This window comes from Cellvibrio japonicus Ueda107 (assembly GCF_000019225.1).
Classification (GTDB): Bacteria; Pseudomonadota; Gammaproteobacteria; order Pseudomonadales; family Cellvibrionaceae; genus Cellvibrio; species Cellvibrio japonicus.
In genome coordinates, this window is sequence record NC_010995.1 from 1,584,868 (window position 1) to 1,605,783 (window position 20,916).

A 20,916-nucleotide genomic window follows, 5' to 3' on the forward strand; every position below is an offset into this window, starting at 1 on the left:
AGATAAAGGATAGGCTGTAATGAGCTTATTGGTTCAAAAATACGGTGGTACTTCTGTTGGTACTATCGAGCGTATCGACGCCGTAGCAGAGAAGGTTGCCGGCTTTCGTGCGCAGGGGCACGATATGGTCGTGGTTGTTTCCGCAATGAGTGGAGAAACCAACCGACTGATTGCGTTAGCCCAACAAATTCAGGAAACTCCCGATCCTCGTGAATTGGATGTTCTGATTTCCACGGGTGAACAGGTCACCATTGCGCTCCTGTGTATGGCGCTTAAAAAGCGTGGTTTGGATGCCCGTTCCTATACTGGTAGCCAGGTGCGCATCCTGACTGACAGCGCTTTTACCAAAGCCCGTATCCAATCTATTGATGAGCAAAATATGCGCGCCGACCTTGAGGCCGGTCGCGTGGTTGTTGTCGCCGGTTTTCAGGGTGTGGATGAAAAAGGCAATATCACTACCCTGGGACGCGGTGGTTCGGACACCACAGGCGTTGCTCTGGCAGCAGCCCTCAAGGCGGATGAATGCCAAATCTACACAGATGTGGATGGTGTATACACTACCGACCCCCGTGTGTGTGAGCGCGCCCGTCGACTGGAAAAAATTACCTTTGAAGAAATGCTGGAAATGGCCAGCCAGGGTTCCAAGGTGCTGCAAATTCGCTCTGTGGAATTTGCCGGCAAATATAAGGTGCCACTGCGAGTTCTCCACAGTTTCAAAGAAGGCCCCGGAACCCTGATTACCCTCGATGAGGAAGATTCAACTATGGAACAACCTATTGTTTCTGGTATTGCATTTAACCGTGATGAAGCAAAAGTAACTGTTGCGGGTGTCCCTGACACTCCCGGTGTGGCAGCAAAAATACTGGCTCCGATTGGCGAAGCCAACATTGAAGTCGATGTGATTGTACAAAACGTGTCCGCAGATGGCACAACCGACCTGACCTTCACTGTTCATAAAAATGATATGAGCAAAGCGGTTGTGGTGTTGCAAGCGGTTGCGAAGGAGATAGGTGCACGCGAAGTTCGTAGCGATGACAAGGTTGCCAAGGTGTCTATTGTCGGTGTTGGCATGCGCTCCCATGCGGGTGTCGCCTCACTCATGTTCAATGCCCTGGCTGAGGATCGAATCAATATTCAAATGATCACCACATCTGAAATCAAGATTTCAGTGATCATTGATGAGCGTTACTTGGAGCTGGCTGTGCGTAGTCTGCACACCGCTTTTGGTTTGGATGCCGAACCGTCAGAAGACCGGGTGAGGGGCTAGGTCATATCCATTCTGCGGTTTAGTTATGGTGTAGTGGTACCCCTGGCTATCCTGGTGATAGTCAGAAATTTATCAGGGTGTTCTTCCCTTTCGTCAAAAGTAGACAATACTTAAACCCAGGCATGTGCTGCCGGGAACGCGAAAGGTTTTATCGGGGTCAATGGTGGCAAGGGGTGTCTCCCGTTGACTCTTACAGGATGAGTGAAGGAGATTAAAGATGTTAATTTTGACTCGCCGCATTGGCGAAACTCTGATGGTAGGTGACGAAGTTACTGTTACTGTATTGGGTGTTAAAGGCAACCAGGTACGTATCGGCGTCAACGCACCAAAAGACATTGCTGTACACCGTGAAGAGATATATCAGCGTATACAGCGTGAAAAGCAAAATCAGGAAGAGCAGGATAATTAATCACTTATTGCTGATTAACGATCCAGACTCTCTAAGGTTTGCGCGACGCGGCGGTATGATTTTGTCATCCGCCGCGTTGTTGTTTTTGCGGTGATTATCCTGTGATTGTGTCGATATAGGCCGGGTGATTTTTCCTGGTTTTTTTAGCTTTTAAGACTTTGATTTTTAGCGGATTATGGTATTATGCCGCACCTACTGAAACGGAGCCTGCTCTGCTCAGTATTGTGGAGAAGTGGCCGAGTGGCCGAAGGCACTCCCCTGCTAAGGGAGCATACCTCAAAAGGGTATCGGGGGTTCGACTCCCCCCTTCTCCGCCATTGATTATCGAAAAGCCCAATCGAAAGATTGGGCTTTTTTGTTTGGCCTGCGTTTCTGTAGTGTTCTGGTATTGCGTTGAGGGAATAAAAAATTTCCGGGAGAAATTTTCAACGCTGCATCAGCGATGGCCCGAAGAGGGGCGGTCATGGATGGCGCGCCATAAAAAAAGGCGGAATAAATCCCGCCTTTGTCAGTGTTGCTGTTGGTTCAGAGCGCAGAAATTTTTTGGATTTGCTCTTTTAGTTTTTCGAGCGCTATTTTATTTCCGGTAACAATTGCCCGCTCTTTCTCAACCACATCGGCAGGCGCTTTATCAACGAAGGCAGGATTGTTGAGCTTTACTTCCATCCTGGCAATATTTTGCTCCAGTTTTGTGCTCTCCTTATTTAAGCGAGCCAGCTCTGCATCCTTATCGATAAGTCCTGCCATGGGAACCAGTATTTCCATCTGCCCTACCAACGTCGTTGCCGAGAGCGGCTCTTTATCTTCAGTACCAAGCCAGTTGATGCTTTCCAGTGAGGCCATTTTTTTCAGGAACTGTTGATAGCTGTTGAGGCGCGCCTGGTCTTCTGTACTGCCGTTCTTAAAGAGGACGGTTAATTCTTTTGCGGGAGAAATATTCATTTCCCCACGAATATTACGCAGGCCCAGAATAATTTCCTGCAGCCAGGCAACATCGTTCAACGCGGTTTTATCGACTTTACTTTCATTGGGCTGGGGGTAGCGAGTGAGCATAATGGTTTCACCCGTGGCACCTGCCAATGGTTTGATTTTCTGCCAGATTTCTTCCGTAATAAAAGGCATTAATGGATGTGCAAGGCGCAGGATGGTTTCCAACACGCGGATTAATGTGCGGCGAGTGCCTTTGCGCAAAGCGGTGTTTTCTTCGGATTTATCCCAGAGTACGGGTTTGGATAATTCCAGATACCAATCGCAATACTCATTCCAGACAAACTCATAAATGGCCTGTGCTGCCAGGTCGAGTCGATAGGTATCCAGGGCTTCAATGACCGCTTTTTCGGCAAGTTGTAATTTGCTGACAATCCAGCGGTCTGCTACGGATAATTGATAATCCGTGGTGCCATCCTGTGCGCAATCCTGATCCTCGCACTGCATGAGTACATAGCGGGTTGCGTTCCAGATTTTATTACAGAAATTGCGATAGCCCTCTACCCGGCCCATATCAAATTTAATGTCGCGCCCTGTCGATGCGAGCGAACAGAAGGTAAAGCGCAGGGCATCGGTGCCGTAAGCCTGGATACCTTCAGGAAACTCCTTGCGTGTCTGCTTTTCGATTTTGGCGGCGTCTTTGGGATTCATTAATCCTGTGGTGCGTTTTTGCACCAGGGTTTCCAAATCAATACCGTCTACGATATCCAGGGGGTCGAGCACATTACCCTTGGACTTGGACATCTTCTGGCCCTGGCTATCGCGCACCAGGCCGTGCACGTACACGGTTTTAAACGGAATCTGCGCTGTGCCGTCCTCATGTTTCACCAGGTGCATGGTGAGCATGATCATACGTGCAACCCAGAAGAAAATAATATCGAAGCCGGTAACCAGTACATCGGTCGGATGGAATCTTTTCAGGAATTCGGTTTGCTCTGGCCAACCCAGGGTTGAAAATGTCCACAGCCCGGAGCTGAACCAGGTATCGAGCACATCCTCATCCTGATGTAGAGAGACATCGGTACCCACATTGTATTTTTGACGAACTTCCGCTTCGTTACGCCCTACATAAACCTTGCCGCTGGCATCGTACCAGGCGGGAATGCGATGGCCCCACCAGAGCTGGCGGCTGATACACCAGTCCTGAATATCGCGCATCCAGGCGAAATACATATTTTCGTATTGCTTGGGGACAAATTGGATTCGACCGTCTTCAACAGCTGCAATGGCGGGCTCTGCCAAAGGCTTGGTACTGACATACCATTGGTCGGTTAACCAGGGCTCGATTACCACACCGGAGCGATCGCCGCGCGGTACCTTTAAGGCGTGATCATCGATTTTCTCTAACAATCCAGCGGCTTCAAAGGCGGCAACAATCTGCTTGCGCGCCTCGTAGCGATCCAATCCTGCATAGTTATCAGGTAGGGAGCTATCCAGCTCGGTATTGATGCTGCCATCCAGGTTAAAAATTTGTGCGCTGGCCAACACCGCAGCGTTTTTATCGAGCACATTGATTAACGGCAAATGATGACGCTTGCCGACTTCATAGTCATTAAAGTCATGTGCGGGGGTAATTTTCACGCAGCCGGTACCGAACTCACGATCCACATAATCATCAGCCACTACTGGAATCAGGCGATTAACCAGGGGCAGGAGTACATACTTGCCGATCAGGGATTGGTAGCGCTCATCGTCGGGGTGCACCGCTACGGCGGCATCACCGAGCATGGTTTCGGGTCGGGTAGTGGCTACCACCAGATAGCTCTTGCCTTCTGCCGTGGTAGCGCCATCAGCGAGCGGGTAGCGCAGGTGCCAGAGATGGCCTTTTTCATCGTGGTTTTCCACCTCAAGATCCGAGATGGCCGTGTGCAGTTTGGGGTCCCAGTTCACCAGGCGCTTGCCGCGATAGATCAAGCCATCTTCATAGAGGCGTACAAAGGCTTCCTGCACGGCCGTGGATAAGCCGTCATCCATAGTGAAGCGCTCGCGGCTCCAATCGACCGAGGAGCCCAGCCGGCGAATCTGGCGGGTGATGGTACCGCCGGATTGCTCTTTCCATTCCCAGACTTTATTGAGGAAATTTTCGCGCCCCAAATCATGGCGGCTAATATTCTGGGCCGCCAATTGACGCTCGACCACCATTTGAGTCGCAATACCGGCATGATCGGTACCTGGTTGCCAAAGGGTCGATTTACCCTTCATGCGTTGGTAGCGGATCAAGGCATCCATGACAGCATTGTTAAAACCATGGCCCATATGCAGGCTGCCAGTGACATTGGGGGGCGGGATCATGATGCAATAGGATTCGCCGGCGTCGTTCATGACCGGCTTGAAATAGCCTTTTTCTTCCCAGGTTTGGTACCACTGACGTTCGATAGCATGGGGTTGGTAGGTTTTATCCATAGCGCTAGGGGACTCTCTTGGTCTGCGGCCAGTTTTAAGGCCTGAAATGACGAAAAAACAGGGGTGGCATTATAGCCCTTTTTGCTGTAGAGGGGCGCGTAATTGAGGCAGTGAATTCCTGGCTTATGGTGTAACATGGCGGCTATTTTGCGAGAACTTATTGGGAAGCCATATGCCGTTCGATATTGATATCCAGCCGGTCGATGCTGTGATTACCTGGGTCGATGGGGCAGATCCAGTGCATGCTGCCAAACTGGATACCTATTTGGAATCTATTGGGCGTAAACGCACAGGGGGGGCGAGTAAGGCACGCTTTCATAATGCTGGAGAGATTGATTATTGCATCACATCTATTCTTAAGTTTGCTCCCTGGATAAGAACTATCTTTATTGTGACTGATAGCCAGCGTCCTCAGTTGATGAGCAAGGTTCAGGGCACTCCTTTCGAAGATAAAATTAAAATTGTAGATCACAAGATTATTTTTGCGGGGTTTGACGATGCCCTGCCAACATTTAACAGCAGCTCTATCTTGAGCATGTTGTGGCGTATACCGGGCCTTTCTGAACATTTTCTTTTTTTTAATGATGATTTCTTTTTAATCCGACCTGTCCAGCCTCTGGATTTTTTCCGGGATGATAAAGTTGTACTTCGCGGTAAATGGTGCCTGCTTCCTGAGCGGACGCTGCCTCATATCCTTTTGGGTAGGGTATTAAAGGTATTCAAGAAAGAAAAATCTTTCAGTTTTTGGGCAGGTCAACAAATCACTGCGCGAAGATTGGGATTGACTCATCGATATTTTCGCCTACCCCATGTACCACATGCATGGCGGTTATCGACGCAGCAAAAATACTTTGAGCTGCATCCTGATGTACTTAGGGACAATATAAAACATCGGTTGCGCACTTATGACCAACTTATAGGTGAATCATTAGCGGCTCATCTTGAGCTGCGTGATGGCCATGCACTGGTGGATAATCAATTATTCAATATTCAGTTAAAGCCGGCGCAGCAATTTTTTTGGCGAATCAAATTAAAATTATGGTGGGCCGATAAAAATTCAAATGCGGCTTTTGTTTGTGTACAAAGTATTGAAGCCGCCCATCCTGCCAAGCAAAAACTGATTTTTGCCTGGCTCACAAAACGTATTGGCAGTCTTGAAAATTTGCTGGACGAATCATCGAAAGGGTGAAAATCACCCTCCCGATGATTGCTCGAATACAAAATAATGCGGCGAGGGGGATAGGTAATCTATCGACTGAGGCTTTCCGTATACATTGACAGCTTTGGTTGATGTCAGTTCTTGTGGCAGGGGACTTGTGTCTTTTACAGTCCACCCCATCACAATCCGGTGATTTCCAGTCGCGAACTCCAATAAATAGGTGTTGTCATCTGTATGCCATTTTTTTCGGAAAGTGGCTTGCCCCACCAGTTTTAAGAAATGTGCCAAGGCATGAAATGCCGGGCGCGGTACAAAATGATTGAGATCATCAACAAGCCCATAGCCGTGGGCAGACAGACGCCACCAGAACACCTGGTCGACATGGCCTGAGCAGAGTGTAATGGCGAGATAGCGCAACATATAATTCGCATAATCCTCATCGGTTTCACCCGGTTGTTCCCTGCGCCATTTAGGCGTCTCATAAGGACAGCCGATAGGTGACCATATACCTGTATGCTTCACTGGCCAATTAACTTCGGAAACAATAACTTTATCGGCGCAGCGATCCGACCATTGTCCAACAGCCTTTAGTAAAGCACTTTTTTCCAGGGTGGAATATTGACCTTGCTTGTTTTCCGGAGCACCGCGTCTATCGACATAGAGCAGGTGTGAAAGCGCTGCCAAAGGTTGTTCCTTTGGCTGAGTATTCAGGGCGGCGATAACCGGCAGGTATTCAAAATCGATGCAGGCCGGGCCGGCAAGGCGAATTTGTGGAAAACGTTTTTGCAATTCCAGTGCGGGAGCCATGAGTTGCGCATATTCATCACTGCTCCATACGCCCCATTTTAAACGGTTAGTTGCGTGGGTAATTTCAATATAGACAACCTGGTCACCCAGGTTTTCGATAACCAATGTCAGCAATGCTTTCCAGGATTCAGGCTCCAGCAAGGCGCGCCTGTCTTGCAAAATGGCCAGCATCACCTCAACGCCCTTGGTTCGTAACTGCTTAACCAGGTCAATACTGCGCTGCCAATCTTGCGGAGTTTCATGGTGGCAGAAACGAATGAGGACTGGAGGGTTACCAAGCTGCTCCAGTAACTCCAGTTCTGTTGCGATGTAATCCGGATGGGGATGCAGGGCGACACCAATACGACCTTGCATGGCAACCGGTTGTTGGTAGCTTTTTGTCAGCAGGCGCTGATAGCGAAGGTAAATACCTGGTCCGGCAACGAATCCCTGCCAGAGCATCGACAGCATGTAGCGCCAGTTGCGATAGGTATGTTTTTCCTGGCGTCCTGGAACAATCATTGGCTGCGCAGATTTTTCGTCCCACAGCCAGATGTCGGGTATCGCAGGGTAAATCGGTTTTGTCTGGGGTAAGCGTTTGCTTTTCCAATGGCGAATTGGATGGCGCCATTTACCACTGCGTCTGTGTCCCCAAAATCGCTGACGTGCCTTTTGTTCCAATTGATCGAATTTGTGTGGGAAATCTTCGTGATGGTTATAAATCGTCTTGAAAATTTTTAAATAAGCGCCGGGCAGGGCAATGCGTGCTAAATCAAAGGCGCGCTGCCGATAGGACAAGGGCGTATCCTGGTAGCGTGCGCGATTTAAGTCGATAAATTGTGGTTGCAGCCATTCGCCTGTGGTGCTACGTGGTAATAAAATATTTTGATTACCCATGTCGCCATGCATAAAGCCTGCATCGTGCATCTTGCGAATAGCCGGTGCCACCAGGTGGAGTAATTCCATCAGAGGCGCGTTGTCGCGCTGGTTGTAGTAAATATCGGAAAGGGCATCGCGCAGGGAGATGCCAGGCTCAAACAGGCAGAGGTAATAGCTCTCCAGTAAGCGGCCATTTCCCCATCGATCTAACCAGGCAATAGGTGCAGGTGTTCCTATTCCTTTTTCCTGTAGAACACAGGCAGCTTTGTACGAACGTTGGGCTTTAGAGCCATGGTGTTGGTCGTACCAGTCCTTGAATCGGTTTTGGCGCTTAAAAACCTTGATGGTAACATCCAGAGGGTTTCCCTGAAGTGCAATCGGCAGGCGAATGACATAATCACTGCCTGATGACAGGCGGTTGGCGATTGGCTGTTGGATGATGTGCTTGAGGGTTTGTAATTGCTGGATCAAATCGTCTGCGCCTGTAAAATCCGGCGCCAGCTCGCCCTGGTAAGGGCCGATATTGATCAAGGTGTTATTGTTCATAAGCGCTTGTTACAGAAAACGGATCAGGAGTGATCATGAGTTTTATTGGCGATAATTGGCGCTGCGGCTGCATACCGGTTGTATAGGTTTTCCAATTGTGCACAACAATTATCAAGGCGGAATGTGCGTTGGATTAGAGCGCGCTGGCTGTCGATAATCCCTGTATGTTTATCGGTGTGCGTGAGAAGCTCGGTCAGTATGGCTGCTAATTTATCCTGGTCTTTTTCCGGGAAGGTAAAGCAGGTTTCCTGGTCGATCAGGTTGTCGCCAACCCCTCCACTGGATGAGGTGACAACAAAAATCCCGCTGGCTTGTGCCTCCAGAATAGAAATAGGTAAACCCTCTGCATCCCCTGAAACAGCGGTGATACTGGGGAGGCAGAACACCTTGGCGGCATCTATTTGTGCCTTGACTTGCTGATTGGATAAGGCGCCGGTAAAGGTCACGCCTTCAAGTTTGAGTTCGGCAATACGCTGCTTGAGACGCTCTTCCATTGGGCCCTTGCCAACGATAATCAGCTCCGCATCATGTACCTGCTGTTTGACTTGCTGAAACGCTTCCAACAAATAATTAGCGCCTTTTTTCTCTACCAGCCGGCCTACGTAAAGTATGCGATTGGATCGCTGGAGAAGCGGTGTGGTGCCGGGCGTAAAGGCATCGGCATCTACACCGATGTAGCTAATCGTAATTTTTTCCGGTGCGATTCCAAAGTTGATGGCACGTTGACGTATGGCTTTGGACACGGCGAGAAAGTGTACTTGCGGGTCCTGCGCCATCGCCAGCAGTTGTGCGGGGTAGGTGCGCTTGCGCGATCCGCGTTTTCCCGCCTCCCACCATGCGCGATGAATGCTGATATCAAATCCGTGCAGTGTTACCAGCATAGGCAGGCCCATAGCTTTGGCATAGGGCCATATATCGACAGCGGATGTTCCAAAGTGAACGTGCAATAACCGGGGCGCGAGTTGTTGTAATTGCTTGACCCCCAGGGGGTCTGCCTGGTTACGCCAGCGACGGAAAAGATACAACCATTTACGTGCGAAGAACGTGTTTTCCGGAATGAGCAGTTGCGAGGGCAGCATGGAAAAATCCAGGCTGCGGCGCTGGTATTTGTGCCCCACCAAGGTCGGCTTCCAACGTTTTAGACCAACAGCCTGTTGCTTGATAAAGGTCTCTGAATAGGAGAGCAGGCCATCCTGGTAAATAATCAGGTTATCGGTCATGTAGCGTGTTCCATCGTGTCAGGGGGTTATGGCGTTGTAATGGATTGTTTCACTATCCCGTTTGTCGCCCAGTAGCGTCCGGTGCGTTTTACCTCATTGCGGATGGCGTAATTTTTCTTCCAGGTTTCGGGGTTGTCGTAAGCCCTGGGGTGATCCAGGTGGAGGCAGTTGACGCTGTAGCGCACCTGTTTTCCTTTGAGGCCATAATTCTGCAGGCGCTCGCCCAATTCGCGATCCAGGCCGCCGTATTGCATATCCTCATTAAAGCCGTTGCAGGCTTTAATGTCGGCGGTCCAGGTTGAGGAGTTCATCCCATTCCAGGTAGCCTTGGTTGGTGTGACAGCGTTGAGTACGGCTTTGATCAATTTGTTTTTGATCAGCTTCCACAATTTATGGCTGGCGGGTTGGCCTGCCTGTTTAAGCCACCGGGTATCAAAAATAACCCCACTGGCAATATCGGCTTCGCTAATCGCTTCAGAAACAGGCGTAGTGAGCTTGATGTAACCACCAGATAAAAATTGTCTGGGACGCGCCAGGTTGCGGTGGATCTCTACAAAGTCCGGTTCGGGAATACAATCGCCATCGGTGAAAATCAGGTAATCACATTCTGTTTGTGCAATGGCTTTGTTGAGAATCTGGCACTTTTGGAAACCCTTATCTTCATGCCATATATGTTGCAGGCGCAGTATGCCGCGCGCCTGGAAAAATTCGATAACCTCTCGCGTCGGTTGACCGGAACCATCGTCAGCAACTATCACGGTAAAGTGATGGTCGCGTTGTGCTTCGTAGCCAAAAAGCACTTTCCTAAGCCATTTGGGCTGGTTGTAGGTGGTAATGACGACACCAATATGCTGTGGTTTCATGGGGTATCCGCTTGTAAATATGCGTTTATTTGGCCTTAAGGAAGCGCGACATTTGCTCAATGTTATCAGCCAAAATGCCAGGTGGTAACTCCAGGTCATCCATAGGGGCGTAATTTTGGTCAACCGGGTCAATATCTCCCAGGGGGTTGATCAAGTAAAGGTGGTTTTCATAGAGGATGGCTCGATCCGTCCAGCTTTCCATTAACAGGCCGCGCGGTTCCGTTGGTAAATCAAATAATGAATAGCCGTTGGAGTAGCTATTGATGGGGGTTGTACAGCCAAAGCCCTCGGCCAGCAGGGTAGGTACCAGGTCTTCATGGGTGCTAAAGGTGTCCGTTTGCATGGGCGCGCGACCTGGCCAGAGCAGCAGCATGGGCACCTTGGTTTGCCATAGGCTGAAGTTGCTATTGTGACCCCAGAAGTTTTGACCTGTTTCATTAAACTCCTGGCCGTGATCACTGGTAATAACCACAATGGTTTTATCCAGCAGTTTTCGGGTGCTGAGTTCATCCATTAAGCCTTTGATTTGATTGTCGACAAAGTGCGCTGTTGTTTTATAAAGATTGAAGAAAGGGGTTGGGTCGGTATCTTTGTTAAGGCTCAGGTAGTTGACCTGTTCCAGCATGGGTTCAAAGCGATGGGGATAGTGTTTGGGCAATGAAAAGCCATGGGGGGCATCGTAAAACAGGAAGCCAAAAAACGGTTTTCCATCTGGAAGGTTACGCAGATCTGCTTTCAGGCGCTCGCTAATATTTTGATCGCTTTCGGCACTGGTTTTTCCTTTGCCCTGCTGTAATTGATCGCGGACACGAACGAAAATAGTACGATCAAATTCAGGGAAAGTGAGGGTGCTGCTGCCGTAAATAAAATGCTGATAGTGATTATCCAGCGTTATATCAAAAAGAACACTGCCTCGCTCGGCTGCCAACACGGGTTTCCAGTAGCTGGCCGATAACCCGTAGAGCAATGTAAACAAGCCATAACGTGTGGCATTGCTGCTGCTGTAGTGATTTTCAAAAGAAATGCCCTGCGATTTTAACGCATAAGTGTTGGGCATGATTTCAGGCGTTAATTGGTCGGCCCGTAAAGAGTCCACCACCAGAACCAGCAGGTTGTATGGCTCCTGCGAATGGCACACCAGCGGTTCTTTGGGATAATTCAAGCTGCCTTTGGCTGAGGAAAAATCTTTGTTTGCTGTTGTGGAGACAACGTCAAAGCCCATTTTTGCCAATGATGAGCGCATGGTGGTTGTGGGCATCCAGGGTATCAGGCGGTTTTGCGCCGTTATGGATTGCCAGCCAAATGCATCAGCGCAGCCATTCAATAGATGCAGGCCAATATAGGCGGACAAGAATAGCCCCCAGTAATGGCGGCTGCGCCATTGGCAGCGATAACTGAGTTTGCGGCTGATGACCAATAACAACCACTCAGCTGCAATAACGGTGGCAAGTACACCGATAATCGAAAGCCACATGCTCACGGAGAAGGCAAGGTTTTCAAACAGGGCGCCTCCCAGCAGGAGGTTGATCACCATGCCATTCAAATGAAAATGGTACAGGCTGAATACCTTGATATTGGTGATGATAATTAATTGGGCCAAGGTAAAAAGGATGATAGCCGAAGGTGCCAGGTGCGGCCGTATTTTTGGCCAGTATCCCAGGACAAGCAGTGGCAGGCTTAGCAACAAACTCAATACGGAAAAGTGCAGGAAAAAGCCACTGAGCAGGTAAGCTTTTCCGATAAGGCTTTCTGGCCAGTTGGTGCTTATGGCATTGATGAGGGTAATAACCAGGGCATTGAGTATGACAAAGCTGCCCAACCATTGGTTTTGATGCGGTTTTGTCGTGGTATCTGACAGGTAATCAGGTGTTAATTGTTTGTTTTGCGAAACAATTAGGGGCATAGCAAATTTCCTTAAAACATCTTAAGAATGCGCACGCATTTTTTCCTGGAGGCTGGCCCAGGCTTGTGCGGCTTTAATCTGGCTCATGCAGGCCGGAGTGTCTGTCGATTTTTCCGGCAGCCATTGGCATTGGCGTTTGTGGCAGGGCATGCAGTCCAGGGGGGGCGATAGTTGCAGGTTTAGTGTGTGCGGTCCAATCAGGCCTACCTTGGTTGGTGACGTCGGGCCATACAGTGCAATTGTAGGGGTTTCCAGTGCTCCGGCCAGATGGGAAAAGCCGGTATCCAGGCCAATAACACCCGTAGCTTCTACCAGTTTTTCGGCGATGGCGGTAATACTCATGCGTTCACCGGGGCGCGTTGCCAGGGGGCATTGTTCGATAATTTTCCGGGCAATTTCCTGTTCGCTTGGGCTGCCCCAGATAATTTCAACGGCATAACCTTGTGCTATGGCGATTTGCGCCAGCGCTTGCCACTCGCTGGTTGACCAGAGTTTTGTCACCCAGCTAGTGCCGATGATAAACACCAACTTGCGTGAATTTTTAACGACATGGGTAAACTGCTGCTTGATTCCGAAATTTAATAAAGGCGTTGGCTGATAGCCAAAAGCTTTACCAAATAGCTGGCGAGTCCGCTCTACGGCATGCTGCCGGGTATCGACCGCATAGCTGTTGGTGTAGAACCAGTGCGCAATGGTTTCGCGCGCAGAGTGTTTATCGTAACCGTGAATCACAGGACTGTTGGCACAACGACTGATAAGCCCACTTTTTAGCAGGCCCTGTGCATCGATCACGCAATCGTAATGTTCCAATTGCAGGTTTTTTTTCCAGGCTTTAAAGGCTTGCCAGCTTGCATAGCCTTTATGTTTCATCCAGCGTCGCAACTGGATGGGAATCACGCGTGTCACTGCCGGGTGCCAGGCAGCGATTTCGCTAAAACCTTCCTCAACGACCCAATCAATTTCAACATGAGGGTGTTGTTGCTTGAGGTCGGAGAGTGCAGGGAATGTGTGAAAAATATCACCCATGGAGGACATTTTAACGAGCAGTATGCGCATGGGTGATATCTTCAACAGAAATGAATAAAGACGCGGCCTATTGATAATCCTTGTAGGATTTCTCTTCAACCAGCTCTGAGCCGAAGGCCAGGTTGATGTCTTTTTTCACAGCGGCACGTTTGTCGTTGGTGAAATAAACCGCGCGTGCCAGGTCGATAAATTTCTGGCTGAAATCCTTGGTGCGCTCGCAGTCGCGAATATCGTCCTCAATCACCCAAAGTTCCTGGTTGATGGCTTTGAGTGATGCTTTAAGTGGCTCCAGCTTGGCTTTGCCTGCTGCATCCAGCAGCTTGTCAACCCTGGCATTCAGGATATTCAGTTCGTGGGTGACGTTTTTTAATTTGGCCTCATCGCCGATGTGTACGGCTTTGATTTCAAGAATAGTAATTTTGTCGATTAATTCACCAAGGGAAATCGGGGCTTCGATCAGCATGTGACTGGCTCTCAGGGTTTAACAAAAGGCGCCATCTTAACAAATTTGGCTCTTTGTGGCACAGCGCACTGGTAATACGCCCGGCACATCGCCCATATGGACTGATCCCCCTATCTGCGTGGTTATGGGGGATGTCTGGCCGGGAGTCATGGGCAATGTTTGTCCTTTAAGGGGTGGAGTCGGTATCGCCACAGGCGCGGTTGGCGGGTACGGCTATATCCATGAGTTTGGGGTTGGGCAGTTTCAGGTTGTTCATCAGCTCCAGGTAGGCATGGATGTCTTTCACTTGCAGGCGTGGATTGTGGGCTTGTTCCTCGCCGATTGTACTGCGCATCCAGCCCTTGTAATCGTGGCCCGGGTAAACCCAGGTGCCAGCAGGCAGGGTGAGTAGCTTGTTGAACAAGCTGTGATACTGGTCGGTGGCACTGCCATTCTGGAAATCGGTGCGACCGGTACCGCGAATCAGCAGGGTGTCACCAGTAAACGCGTAGCTTTCTCCGGCATCGTCTAGCAGGTATGTATAGGAATCGTCTGTGTGACCGGGCGTATAAAGGGCTTTGAGTGCCAAAGTACCTATTGCTATGACATCACCATCGCCCAGGGCGTGAGAGACGCAAACCGAGTGTGCCTGCTCACCCAACAGGGTGGTACAGCCGGTGGCTTCGCGCAGGGCGCCTGCACCGGTAATATGGTCAGCGTGGGTGTGGGTGTCCAGTGCGTAAACCAGTGTGAGATTTAATTCCTGCAGCAGTTGCAGGTATTTGGGTACTTCGGATTTCACCGTATCAATCAGCGCTGCTTGACGGGTTTTATCGCAGGCGATCAGATAAGTATAGGTGGACGATTCCTGTTCGAACAATTGACGGAATATCATAAAAAATTCCTCATCTTAATAAAGAGCCTGGCACTTTGCTTGAACCAGCTTGCTGGACTGCATAGGTGTAGTGCAGCAAGCGTTAGCGAAAAATCATCATCACCGAGACAACCAACAACCCTGCCGCAAATATTTTTTGCAACAGGGCATTGGCTATTTTGTGGCTGATACCCTGGCCGATAATCATTCCCAACACACCGCCCAGTGTCACTGGTAACAGCCAATTCCAGTGTTTGGTTTCGCTTAGCAGTAGATGGCTGATAAAACCGGAGCTGCTAATCAGCGCAATAATCAATAGTGATGTGCTCACCGCCTGGGCCATGCTCACCGCGCTGAGCGCCAGTAATAAGGGCACAACTAAAAAGCCGCCGCCAACACCGAATAACCCCGATAACAATCCGACCAGCAGGCCGCCAATTAATAGTCCGTTTACGCAGCGTGGACGCAATTCAAATTGACCGGAGGGATTCAAATTGCACAGATGGTCGGGGCAGGGGATATCGATAAAATGACCGGCGCGAACGACCTGTGCTGCCTGTGGATTTTTTTGTGCACTCATCCACATGCGCACGGCAATTAACAGTGCCAGCAGACTAAAACTGCCCATCAACCACCGTTCGTTGAGTTGCAATCCCAGCCACTGGCCGAGTGGTGCCGTGACAACACCGCTCAATGCCAGGATTAACCCCGGTTTCCACAACACCGGAGGGCTGGTGCGTGAGAAACGGTTGCGCAGGCTGGCGTAGAGTGTACTTGCGGCTACAGCACCCAGTGAGATTCCCGTGGCATCAGCCATGGGCATGTCGGACAGCAACAGTAACAGCGGCACGGCAAACACTGATCCGCCCGCGCCAGTCAGGCCAAGTGTCAGCCCGATTAACAAACCAATGGCAATCAACATGCTACTTGCCTGCGACGCTTAGCGGTTCCAGGGTGCTTTGGCGATCAGCATGCCCATGGCACAAATATCGCTTATGCCTGCAAACACCAGACCTGCCCCCACAAAGGCTGAAAGTACGTAAAAGCCAGGGTTAAACCAGGTGCCAAGGATCATACCGATAAGTATCAGCACACCGGCGGCGATACGCACCTGGCGCTCCAGGGAAATGGTTTTTTTGCTGGTAACCCGTAATGGGATATTCGATTGCTTCACGGCGTTGATGCCACCTTCAATAATGACCAGCTCGGCATTTATCTGGCCTTTTAATTGATCGGCTGCCATTTCGGCGCGTTTGCCACCCTGGCACAACAGATACACTCGACTACCGTTTTTACCGCTTTTTTCGATGTCATGGCGCAGGCGCTCCGGCGTTAATTCGTGCAGCGGAATGTGCAGGCAATCGGCCAGGCTGGCCGCGTTCACTTCGGCAGTGGTGCGAACATCCAGAATGCAGATATCGGCAGTTTTGTTGGCCATCAGGTCAATGGGGTGTATACGTTTGTGGCTCATGGAGTAACCTCGCTAGACACTAATCTTGTGGGCAATAGATAGATTGCAGCACAGCAATAACACGGATGGCTTCATCGCCTTGCAGGCGGTAATACACCGTCTGTGCCTCTTTGCGTGTGCTGACCAAACCCGCTTCGCGCAGGCTGGCCAAATGCTGGGAGAGGGCAGATTGGCTGAGCGGGACCGCGGTATTCAATTCACCGACCGACATTTCCCCCCCCATCAGGGTGCAAAGAATCATCAGTCTATTTTCATTGGCCAATACCTTGAGGAGCGCAGTGGCTGCCTGGGCATGTTGCTGCAGGTCCGATAAAGCAAGGGATTTTGGCTTGTGGTTGGGCATGTTTTTGGCCTCTGAATAGTCCTTATTTATTGTATTAGCTATTTTTAAATTAGCAACTTCTAAATTAGTGTGTTCGAATATTTTTTTAATGGCTGGGTATATAGGGTGATGGAGGTTTACTGCCCGCAGCCTTGCCTCTGGCAACTATGCGCGGTCGACTTAACGAAAAGGCCATTCAGGCTGACAGTCATCAACGTTGCTAATGATTGGCGTTATCTAAGGAGCCTCCATATGTGGTATTTCACCTGGATTCTCGGCGTATTGCTGGCCTGTGCGTTTGGTATTATCAATGCCATGTGGCTTGAAAACGCCGTGACTGACCAGGGACATGGTCGGCAAGAGTAGTGACGTGTATTGACATAAAACCTTCATCATCGTGTCATCCCCCTGACACCTGCATATCCTAGCCTGAACGGCGATTGCGATATGTCGGGGGATGATATGGCTGCAACTTATACTCACATCAGCCGTTGGGGCCATCAACTGGATAGCCGCTGGCGACGCTATCGCTGTGTACTGAATTTCCTTCACTATCGTCGCTATCGCGAATGGCTGGCCCAGCCCAAAAGCGCCATTCCTGCTGACAAGCCGCTAGTTGTTTTTGATTTTGCGGATACTCGTATCGACGGGCCCCAGGGGCGTCGCTTTTACCATCTTTTTATCTATTTTGTGCGTGCCGGTTATCACCCGATACTGCGTGAAAATTATCTGGCCCTGCACAATATGGCAGTGCGCTTCAAGGGCTATTGCCAACAGGAAGATTTCTCTGTGGTGGCGCGCCTGGAGGATATAGACCGGCCCTATATCCGTGTGACTGACTGGCCCACACCGAAACCGCGCCAACTTTGCCAGCAAACTATCCGGGTGGACTACACGCCCGGCTATTCGATGGGCGAGTCGGTATTTCCCATGCCATTTCCTATGTTCCCGGCCATTTATAAACACCGACAGGATTTGCAACTGGATGCCTATCGTAAACAGCCCCGCGCCTGGGGAATATTTTTCGGTGGTGATGGTCACGGGCAAAAATACAACAAAGCCAGCATGGCAGAGGTCTACGGCAAAATCAGTCGTGCACAGGTGCTGGCAATGTTGGAACAGCACACAAAAGCAGGGCAGTGTTGGATACCGGAGAACCAGCAGGTGCTGGATTCAGCGCTACAGACCTATTTTGATGGATTGGTGCTGGTCAACACCCGCCGCTGTAAAATTGCACCGGAGCGCTGGTTATCGGCAGTAGCGCGCGCGCGTTTTTTTGTAGCATGCCCCGGTGTGCGCTATCCCATGTCGCATAACCTTATCGAAGCCCTGGCGGTGGGGAGCGTACCGATTTTGCAATATGCCGAGTTGTTATTTCCGGCACTTGAACATGGCAAGAATTGCCTGGTATACCGCGATGAGGCAGAGCTGTTATTGCGGATTGAACAGGCCCAATCCATGCCCGAGGCAGAATATCAAGCCATGGCCAGGGCTGCTGTGGATTACTATGAAGCGTACCTTGCCCCCGGCGCTGTTATCGGGCAGCTGCTCGCACAGGATTCCCAATCTGTCACACTGCGTATCATGCCGTCCCTTAAGGCCGGAGGTGGTTACCTTTAGCGTTAATCCGGGCATCTAAAACCTGCTGACATAAGTTGTCAGCAGGTAGGATTAGGCTGGAGGCCAGGTTAACAACCCCGGAGAAGGACAGATGAGTAACCCATCCCCCAGTATTATTTCCCACATGTCTATTGGCACCAATGACTTCGACAAGGCGCGCGCGTTTTACGATGCGGTCATGCCCAGCCTCAATGCCAGCGTTATTTTGGAACATCCCGGTGCCGTTGCTTATGGACGCCAGTTTCCCGAGTTTTGGGTACAGGTTCCTCACGATGGCAAATCCGCCAGTGTCGGTAATGGCTTCCACATGGGGTTCATCGCTGATAACAAAGAACAGGTTCACGCCTTTTACGATGCCGCTATAGCTGCCGGTGCCGTTTGCGACGGCCCACCCGGACCGCGACCGCAATATGGCGAGCCTTATTACGGCTGTTTTGTGCGCGATCCGGAAGGACACAAAATAGAGGCGGCTTTTTGGGATGACACCTTGGGCCAGGAATAATCGGTAGTGTTGAGCATGCGTTGGTATCACCAACCAAGGAACATCTATGGCAAATCAATCAGGTGTCGACTCTGTACGTGTTTATCGGCTGGATAAATTTATTGTCCCGCACACCGCACGTGAAGAATTTCTGGCACGGGTTAAATCGATTCATTCACTGCTCAAAACCCAGCCGGGTTTTATTCAGGATTTTTTATTAGAGCAGCCCATTGATGAGCGGCATTTCTCTCTTGCCACCTTGGTGGAATGGCAGGACCAACGGTCAATTGCTGCCGCGCGTGCTGAAGTAAAAGCCGAATACGACAAGACGGGGTTTAACCCGCAACAGGCGATGGAGCGGCTGGGTATAACAATGGAGCTGGGTAATTACACCAGTGTCCGTTAAGACGGTGAGCTCCTGGCCGCGCCGCCTCGTTATTTACGCGCGGCTCGGCGTATAATGCGCGCCTTTTTCCATTGATCGATTCGCACCAAAGGCCGTTTTATGTCCGAAATCCGCACCCGTATCGCTCCATCGCCCACGGGCGACCCCCATGTAGGTACCGCCTATATTGCGCTGTTCAACCTGTGTTTTGCCCGTCAACATGGCGGCAAATTCCTGTTGCGTATTGAGGACACCGACCAAACCCGCAGTACGCCCGAATCCGAGCAGGCGATTCTGGACAGCCTGCGCTGGTTGGGGTTGGAGTGGGACGAAGGCCCGGATGTGGGAGGCCCCCACGGCCCCTATCGCCAAAGCGAACGCATGGATATCTACGGCAAATACGCCCTGGAACTGGTGGAAAAAGGCCATGCGTTTTACTGTTTTGCCACTGCCGAAGAGCTGGATGAGATGCGTCGCGAACAACAGGCGCGCGGCGAAACGCCCAGGTATGACGGTCGCGGCTTAACACTCACCTCCGCCGAAGTCCAGTCCAGGCTGGATGCGGGCGAGCCCTATGTGATCCGCATGAAAATCCCGGAAGAGGGCGTGTGCGAAATCGACGATATGCTGCGCGGCAAGATTGAAATCGAATGGTCGCAAGTGGATATGCAAGTGCTGCTGAAGGCCGACGGTATGCCCACTTATCATTTGGCCAACGTGGTGGACGACCACCTGATGCAAATCACCCATGTGATTCGCGGTGAGGAGTGGATCAACTCCGCCCCCAAGCACTTGAAACTCTACGAATACTTCGGCTGGCGGGCACCGGTACTCTGCCATTTGCCACTGCTGCGCAATCCGGATAAATCCAAACTCAGCAAGCGCAAAAACCCCACCAGCATCCTGTATTACAAGCGCATGGGTTATTTACCCGAGGCCATGCTCAACTACCTGGGGCGCATGGGCTGGTCAATGCCCGATGAGCGCGAGAAGTTCACCCTGGTGGAAATGCAGGAGCACTTCGACCTGCTGCGCGTCTCCCTGGGCGGGCCGATTTTCGATGTGGAAAAACTCAGCTGGCTCAACAGCCTGTGGATTCGCGAAAATTTCACTATCGAGCAGTTGGCGCAACGCCTGCACGATTGGGCGCTCAATAAAGACATGTTGTTGCAGGCCTTGCCCCACGCCCAATCGCGCATGACCACCCTGAGCGATTTCGCGCCGCTTGCCGGCTTCCTCGTCAGCGGCATGATGCCTGTCACTGAAGCCAGTTTCGCCAGCAACAAACTGCCGGTAGAGCAGCAAAAAGAGTTCCTGCAATTTGCCCTCTGGCGCCTGGAGGCCCTGCGCACCTGGGAGCGCGACACACTGTTTGCAGAGCTGAAAACCCTGGCAGAGCAAATGGGGCTCAAGATCAAAGATGCCATAGCCCCTGTGTTTGTCGCCATCGCCGGCTCTACCGCCTCCTTCCCGGTCGTGGATTCCATGCAGATCATCGGCCCGGACATGAGCCGCGCCCGTATCCGCCACGCCATTAATGCCCTGGGGGGCTTCGGCAAAAACAAACAAAAGGACCTGGAAAAAGTCTTCGCCAAACTCAGCGAGCAGGGCGAGGAACCAGCGGTTAATCATTAACTGCTTGATTTATCGACAAAAAATCCGGGGTGTTCGGCAAATTTTTTGCTTGACACCCCGCCCACACCTGCATAGAATGCGCGCCACTCAACGACGTCACGTCGACGAACTTGGGGCTATAGCTCAGCTGGGAGAGCGCTTGCATGGCATGCAAGAGGTCTGCGGTTCGATCCCGCATAGCTCCACCAAATTAAAAGCCCGCGTATTGAAAGATACGCGGGCTTTTTGTTTTCTGGTT

The 20,916-nt window shown here is 50.8% G+C and carries 19 protein-coding genes and 2 tRNA genes; 10 read left to right on the forward strand and 11 right to left on the reverse strand.

Annotated elements, in window-relative coordinates:
• Nucleotides 1-19 precede the first annotated feature (19 nt).
• The 3 genes from CJA_RS06670 (at nucleotide 20) to CJA_RS06680 (ending at nucleotide 1,993) form a co-directional block, all read left to right on the forward strand.
• Nucleotides 20-1,267 (forward strand): aspartate kinase, encoded by a 1,248-nt coding sequence (locus CJA_RS06670; RefSeq protein ID WP_012486996.1) that lies wholly within the window; start codon nucleotides 20-22, stop codon nucleotides 1,265-1,267.
• Between the two features lie 217 nt (nucleotides 1,268-1,484).
• Entirely contained in the window at nucleotides 1,485-1,676 is a 192-nt protein-coding gene (csrA, locus tag CJA_RS06675; RefSeq protein WP_012486997.1) for a carbon storage regulator CsrA, read from the forward strand.
• 226 nt (nucleotides 1,677-1,902) lie between these two features.
• Nucleotides 1,903-1,993 (forward strand) — tRNA-Ser (locus CJA_RS06680).
• Nucleotides 1,994-2,201: 208 nt separating this feature from the next.
• Here the strand turns inward: CJA_RS06680 and CJA_RS06685 are convergent.
• Nucleotides 2,202-5,066, reverse strand: coding sequence for a valine--tRNA ligase (locus tag CJA_RS06685; protein ID WP_012486998.1), 2,865 nt, complete (start codon nucleotides 5,064-5,066; stop codon nucleotides 2,202-2,204).
• Nucleotides 5,067-5,238: 172 nt separating this feature from the next.
• Here CJA_RS06685 and CJA_RS06690 point away from each other — a divergent pair, with 172 nt between their 5' ends.
• Complete coding sequence (locus CJA_RS06690) at nucleotides 5,239-6,255, forward strand: Stealth CR1 domain-containing protein (protein WP_012486999.1); 1,017 nt, start codon at nucleotides 5,239-5,241, stop codon at nucleotides 6,253-6,255.
• Between the two features lie 3 nt (nucleotides 6,256-6,258).
• On the opposite strand, the gene CJA_RS06695 is transcribed toward CJA_RS06690, so the two are convergent.
• The 10 genes from CJA_RS06695 to CJA_RS06740 form a co-directional block, all read right to left on the reverse strand.
• Nucleotides 6,259-8,436: a lipopolysaccharide kinase InaA family protein gene (locus tag CJA_RS06695; RefSeq protein WP_041551219.1), complete on the reverse strand. Its 2,178-nt coding sequence runs from the start codon at nucleotides 8,434-8,436 to the stop codon at nucleotides 6,259-6,261.
• A gap of 23 nt (nucleotides 8,437-8,459) precedes the next feature.
• Complete coding sequence (locus CJA_RS06700) at nucleotides 8,460-9,656, reverse strand: glycosyltransferase (protein ID WP_012487001.1); 1,197 nt, start codon at nucleotides 9,654-9,656, stop codon at nucleotides 8,460-8,462.
• A gap of 26 nt (nucleotides 9,657-9,682) precedes the next feature.
• Complete coding sequence (locus tag CJA_RS06705) at nucleotides 9,683-10,519, reverse strand: glycosyltransferase family 2 protein (RefSeq protein ID WP_041551221.1); 837 nt, start codon at nucleotides 10,517-10,519, stop codon at nucleotides 9,683-9,685.
• 25 nt (nucleotides 10,520-10,544) lie between these two features.
• Nucleotides 10,545-12,422: a sulfatase-like hydrolase/transferase gene (locus CJA_RS06710; protein ID WP_012487003.1), complete on the reverse strand. Its 1,878-nt coding sequence runs from the start codon at nucleotides 12,420-12,422 to the stop codon at nucleotides 10,545-10,547.
• Nucleotides 12,423-12,443: 21 nt separating this feature from the next.
• Nucleotides 12,444-13,478 (reverse strand): lipopolysaccharide heptosyltransferase I, encoded by a 1,035-nt coding sequence (waaC, locus tag CJA_RS06715; protein WP_041551223.1) that lies wholly within the window; start codon nucleotides 13,476-13,478, stop codon nucleotides 12,444-12,446.
• Nucleotides 13,479-13,515: 37 nt separating this feature from the next.
• Complete coding sequence (locus tag CJA_RS06720) at nucleotides 13,516-13,911, reverse strand: DUF6165 family protein (protein ID WP_012487005.1); 396 nt, start codon at nucleotides 13,909-13,911, stop codon at nucleotides 13,516-13,518.
• 166 nt (nucleotides 13,912-14,077) lie between these two features.
• The gene (locus CJA_RS06725) at nucleotides 14,078-14,785 is read right to left on the reverse strand and encodes an MBL fold metallo-hydrolase (RefSeq protein ID WP_012487006.1); all 708 of its coding nucleotides are present in this window, start codon (nucleotides 14,783-14,785) and stop codon (nucleotides 14,078-14,080) included.
• Nucleotides 14,786-14,867: 82 nt separating this feature from the next.
• The gene (locus CJA_RS06730) at nucleotides 14,868-15,686 is read right to left on the reverse strand and encodes a sulfite exporter TauE/SafE family protein (RefSeq protein ID WP_012487007.1); all 819 of its coding nucleotides are present in this window, start codon (nucleotides 15,684-15,686) and stop codon (nucleotides 14,868-14,870) included.
• Between the two features lie 18 nt (nucleotides 15,687-15,704).
• Entirely contained in the window at nucleotides 15,705-16,235 is a 531-nt protein-coding gene (locus tag CJA_RS06735; RefSeq protein WP_012487008.1) for a rhodanese-like domain-containing protein, read from the reverse strand.
• A gap of 19 nt (nucleotides 16,236-16,254) precedes the next feature.
• Nucleotides 16,255-16,578 carry an ArsR/SmtB family transcription factor gene (locus tag CJA_RS06740; RefSeq protein ID WP_049765415.1) on the reverse strand — a complete coding sequence of 108 codons (324 nt, stop codon included), beginning with the start codon at nucleotides 16,576-16,578 and terminating at the stop codon, nucleotides 16,255-16,257.
• A 231-nt stretch (nucleotides 16,579-16,809) separates the two neighbouring features.
• On the opposite strand from CJA_RS06740, the gene cydX reads away from it, so the two are divergent.
• From cydX to CJA_RS06765, 6 genes are all read left to right on the forward strand, one after another.
• Nucleotides 16,810-16,923 carry a cytochrome bd-I oxidase subunit CydX gene (gene cydX, locus CJA_RS19010; protein WP_012487010.1) on the forward strand — a complete coding sequence of 38 codons (114 nt, stop codon included), beginning with the start codon at nucleotides 16,810-16,812 and terminating at the stop codon, nucleotides 16,921-16,923.
• Between the two features lie 96 nt (nucleotides 16,924-17,019).
• Nucleotides 17,020-18,177 (forward strand): glycosyltransferase, encoded by a 1,158-nt coding sequence (locus tag CJA_RS06745; RefSeq protein ID WP_012487011.1) that lies wholly within the window; start codon nucleotides 17,020-17,022, stop codon nucleotides 18,175-18,177.
• Nucleotides 18,178-18,268: 91 nt separating this feature from the next.
• Nucleotides 18,269-18,679 carry a VOC family protein gene (locus tag CJA_RS06750; protein WP_012487012.1) on the forward strand — a complete coding sequence of 137 codons (411 nt, stop codon included), beginning with the start codon at nucleotides 18,269-18,271 and terminating at the stop codon, nucleotides 18,677-18,679.
• A gap of 46 nt (nucleotides 18,680-18,725) precedes the next feature.
• Nucleotides 18,726-19,064: an antibiotic biosynthesis monooxygenase family protein gene (locus CJA_RS06755; RefSeq protein ID WP_012487013.1), complete on the forward strand. Its 339-nt coding sequence runs from the start codon at nucleotides 18,726-18,728 to the stop codon at nucleotides 19,062-19,064.
• A 99-nt stretch (nucleotides 19,065-19,163) separates the two neighbouring features.
• Nucleotides 19,164-20,678, forward strand: a complete 1,515-nt coding sequence (gene gltX, locus CJA_RS06760) for a glutamate--tRNA ligase (RefSeq protein WP_012487014.1) — start codon at nucleotides 19,164-19,166, stop codon at nucleotides 20,676-20,678.
• 112 nt (nucleotides 20,679-20,790) lie between these two features.
• Nucleotides 20,791-20,866: transfer RNA gene (locus tag CJA_RS06765), tRNA-Ala, on the forward strand.
• Nucleotides 20,867-20,916 lie beyond the last annotated feature (50 nt).

What these genes read in the sequence shown, in the direction of transcription:
- CJA_RS06670 (WP_012486996.1), top strand. Translation starts at nt 20, where the DNA reads ATGAGCTTATTGGTTCAAAAATACGGTGGTACTTCTGTTGGTACTATC.
- csrA (WP_012486997.1), top strand. Translation starts at nt 1,485, where the DNA reads ATGTTAATTTTGACTCGCCGCATTGGCGAAACTCTGATGGTAGGTGAC.
- CJA_RS06685 (WP_012486998.1), bottom strand. Translation starts at nt 5,066, where the DNA reads ATGGATAAAACCTACCAACCCCATGCTATCGAACGTCAGTGGTACCAA.
- CJA_RS06690 (WP_012486999.1), top strand. Translation starts at nt 5,239, where the DNA reads ATGCCGTTCGATATTGATATCCAGCCGGTCGATGCTGTGATTACCTGG.
- CJA_RS06695 (WP_041551219.1), bottom strand. Translation starts at nt 8,436, where the DNA reads ATGAACAATAACACCTTGATCAATATCGGCCCTTACCAGGGCGAGCTG.
- CJA_RS06700 (WP_012487001.1), bottom strand. Translation starts at nt 9,656, where the DNA reads ATGACCGATAACCTGATTATTTACCAGGATGGCCTGCTCTCCTATTCA.
- CJA_RS06705 (WP_041551221.1), bottom strand. Translation starts at nt 10,519, where the DNA reads ATGAAACCACAGCATATTGGTGTCGTCATTACCACCTACAACCAGCCC.
- CJA_RS06710 (WP_012487003.1), bottom strand. Translation starts at nt 12,422, where the DNA reads ATGCCCCTAATTGTTTCGCAAAACAAACAATTAACACCTGATTACCTG.
- waaC (WP_041551223.1), bottom strand. Translation starts at nt 13,478, where the DNA reads ATGCGCATACTGCTCGTTAAAATGTCCTCCATGGGTGATATTTTTCAC.
- CJA_RS06720 (WP_012487005.1), bottom strand. Translation starts at nt 13,911, where the DNA reads ATGCTGATCGAAGCCCCGATTTCCCTTGGTGAATTAATCGACAAAATT.
- CJA_RS06725 (WP_012487006.1), bottom strand. Translation starts at nt 14,785, where the DNA reads ATGATATTCCGTCAATTGTTCGAACAGGAATCGTCCACCTATACTTAT.
- CJA_RS06730 (WP_012487007.1), bottom strand. Translation starts at nt 15,686, where the DNA reads ATGTTGATTGCCATTGGTTTGTTAATCGGGCTGACACTTGGCCTGACT.
- CJA_RS06735 (WP_012487008.1), bottom strand. Translation starts at nt 16,235, where the DNA reads ATGAGCCACAAACGTATACACCCCATTGACCTGATGGCCAACAAAACT.
- CJA_RS06740 (WP_049765415.1), bottom strand. Translation starts at nt 16,578, where the DNA reads ATGCCCAACCACAAGCCAAAATCCCTTGCTTTATCGGACCTGCAGCAA.
- cydX (WP_012487010.1), top strand. Translation starts at nt 16,810, where the DNA reads ATGTGGTATTTCACCTGGATTCTCGGCGTATTGCTGGCCTGTGCGTTT.
- CJA_RS06745 (WP_012487011.1), top strand. Translation starts at nt 17,020, where the DNA reads ATGGCTGCAACTTATACTCACATCAGCCGTTGGGGCCATCAACTGGAT.
- CJA_RS06750 (WP_012487012.1), top strand. Translation starts at nt 18,269, where the DNA reads ATGAGTAACCCATCCCCCAGTATTATTTCCCACATGTCTATTGGCACC.
- CJA_RS06755 (WP_012487013.1), top strand. Translation starts at nt 18,726, where the DNA reads ATGGCAAATCAATCAGGTGTCGACTCTGTACGTGTTTATCGGCTGGAT.
- gltX (WP_012487014.1), top strand. Translation starts at nt 19,164, where the DNA reads ATGTCCGAAATCCGCACCCGTATCGCTCCATCGCCCACGGGCGACCCC.